Annotated in this window: 3 protein-coding genes; 1 reads left to right on the forward strand and 2 read right to left on the reverse strand. The window is 53.4% G+C overall.

The features are described from left to right. Positions 1-298 (forward strand): hypothetical protein (locus tag N2315_09145; protein MCX7829339.1); only part of this gene is annotated, 298 nt, incomplete at its 5' end. Positions 299-375: 77 nt separating this feature from the next. On the opposite strand, the gene N2315_09150 is transcribed toward N2315_09145, so the two are convergent. Together N2315_09150 and N2315_09155 are read right to left on the reverse strand one after the other, a co-directional pair. After that, a complete protein-coding gene (locus N2315_09150; protein ID MCX7829340.1) occupies positions 376-1,413 on the reverse strand; it encodes a UPF0280 family protein in 1,038 nt (345 codons plus the stop codon). Positions 1,414-1,556: 143 nt separating this feature from the next. Further along, positions 1,557-2,051, reverse strand: a 495-nt coding sequence (locus N2315_09155; protein MCX7829341.1) for a 4Fe-4S binding protein, incomplete at its 5' end; no start/stop codon positions are given.

The following is a 2,051-nucleotide window of genomic DNA, read 5'->3' on the forward strand; positions in this document are numbered from 1 at the left end:
ACGTTTTATGTTTGAGGGCTATTTGCCCATTAAAGAACCGGACCGCCTTAAACGACTTCGGTATCTGGAAGGCCTTTCCCGTCGAGAGGCCCTTTCGGTAGGATGGATAGAGACCCCCTACAGGACCGACCAGCTTGCGGCGTACCTGGTGTCCCATCTGGAAGAAACAACCCGCCTCTGTATTGCCCGGGATATCATGGGTACCGATGAGCGAATTGAGATGAAGACCATAGGGGAATGGAGAAAACACCCCCTTCGTTTTGGCAAGATCCCTGCGATTTTCTGGATGCAGGGTTAAACAAGACGTGCCAGCTCTTCACGGTCCTCTCTGAAAAGGTCTGGTAGGGGGCCCTTATGATGGCATAGTAAGAGTTCTTAGTCTTTCCATGAGCCATCCCAGGGAACCAGTTCAAGGTTGCCCCATGCGGCAAGATGATCGGCCATGATACAGAGGGCTCCCTGGGGAAGACAATCAAAAGGTGTTTCTAAGAGAAGAGAGGATGTCCCTCCAGGTGTGCAGAACGAAGGGGGCCCACCATGGATGTCTCCTTTTTTCTGGGTTTGCGGTGCCGCTGAAGAGGGCCTTTCAAAATGAGATAAAGGTTCCTTATCATCCCTCTGGTTTTTCTGGGGTTGGTTTTTCTGAGGGGCCATTGAGGCAAGGTACGAAAGGGCTTCTTCCATATCTTCTTGCCGTTTAAGGAGGTTTCCCAGGGCGGTGGCCCAGGCATCAGCCGCGGCCGCATCGGGGGCCAGTACCATGGCCGCATCGGCTTTGCCAAAGCTCAGGGAAGGCCCTACGGTTCCGGAAGAGCAGGCAAGCCCCCAGGGTCTTCCCGAAGGCTGTAGTCGCACTGCTATTTTCCCCGAAAGCGAAGAAAGCCCCGCGTACACTCCCACAAGCAGCGGCTCCTGAATCCAGAGCCAATAATCTCCGCCGTTTTCTATAACCAATTCATCAAAGGTAAATTCCTGTGTAAGCTCCTCCCCCAGCAGTCCCGCAATGGCACCGGCTACCGCCGCCATGGGGCCTACACCGGCCGCCTGACCGGCCTGGAGCATCCGTTGCACAATGGGGGGTGCCTCTGGATCAAAATGAAGGGGGACCAAACTGGAAAGAAAATCGGGGTGGGTATCACTGTATTCCTGGATGTGTTTTCTTAAGGCTTGTACGATATGGGTTGCTCGCTGACGGACACGATGATCTTCGAAGGGGTTTGCAAGAAATGTTCCCCCCCTTTCCGCGGGCGGGCCACCCCCCTTCCATCTTACCGGATCTTTTTCAGCGATTCCTGTGGGGTGGGCTGATTCCCCCTCTCCCTGCTCAGAAGGGAATAGCCCCCCCCTCCAGCCAATCCAGAGATCCGTTTCTTCTATCTTAAGGGTGAGGGAGGAAAATCGGCCCTTTTCCATGGGGAACCGGTAAAATCGTTCTCTGTACAGGGGATACCTCCTGGCGTATGTCCGGTATACCGCACAAAGGCTGTTTCCGGGACGGCGCCTCAGCTACCATGGTGTTCCGGGACCTATTGGAAAAGCCGCCCTCTTGTCATGGTTTATGAGACTTCCCCAAAATCAAGGGTAAAGCATCCCATGGGGCAGGCCTTTACACAGTTTCCACAGGCCACACAGAGATCCCGGTTTACCTGGAGCTTCCAGTCCTTTCTATCCAGCACAATAGCCCCTGAAAAACACACCCCCGAACAACTGCCACAGTCGATGCATCGATCCTCGTCCCAGAAAAGGCGCTTTGAAACACTAACCCAGCTTACCCCTATCGATTCAAGCCAGGAAAGGGCCCGGGAGAGTTTTTCTTCTTCTTCAACCCCAAATTCGACAAGGAGATTCCCCTCTTGTCCAGGAGAAATTTCAGCCCGCAGAATATTTACCCGGATATCAAAATCTTTAACCAGGCGCCACAAAATAGGTTCACTTACGGTTTCTGCCGAATATCCAAGCACGTACTTACTGGTCATCGGGATGTCCTCCGGTTTCTGATGATGGGTAATCCCTGTACGGTACTTCGCCTGTCTCTTATACACATCTCCGAG

This window comes from Thermanaerothrix sp. (assembly GCA_026417795.1).
Taxonomy (GTDB): Bacteria; Synergistota; Synergistia; order Synergistales; family Synergistaceae; genus Thermanaerovibrio.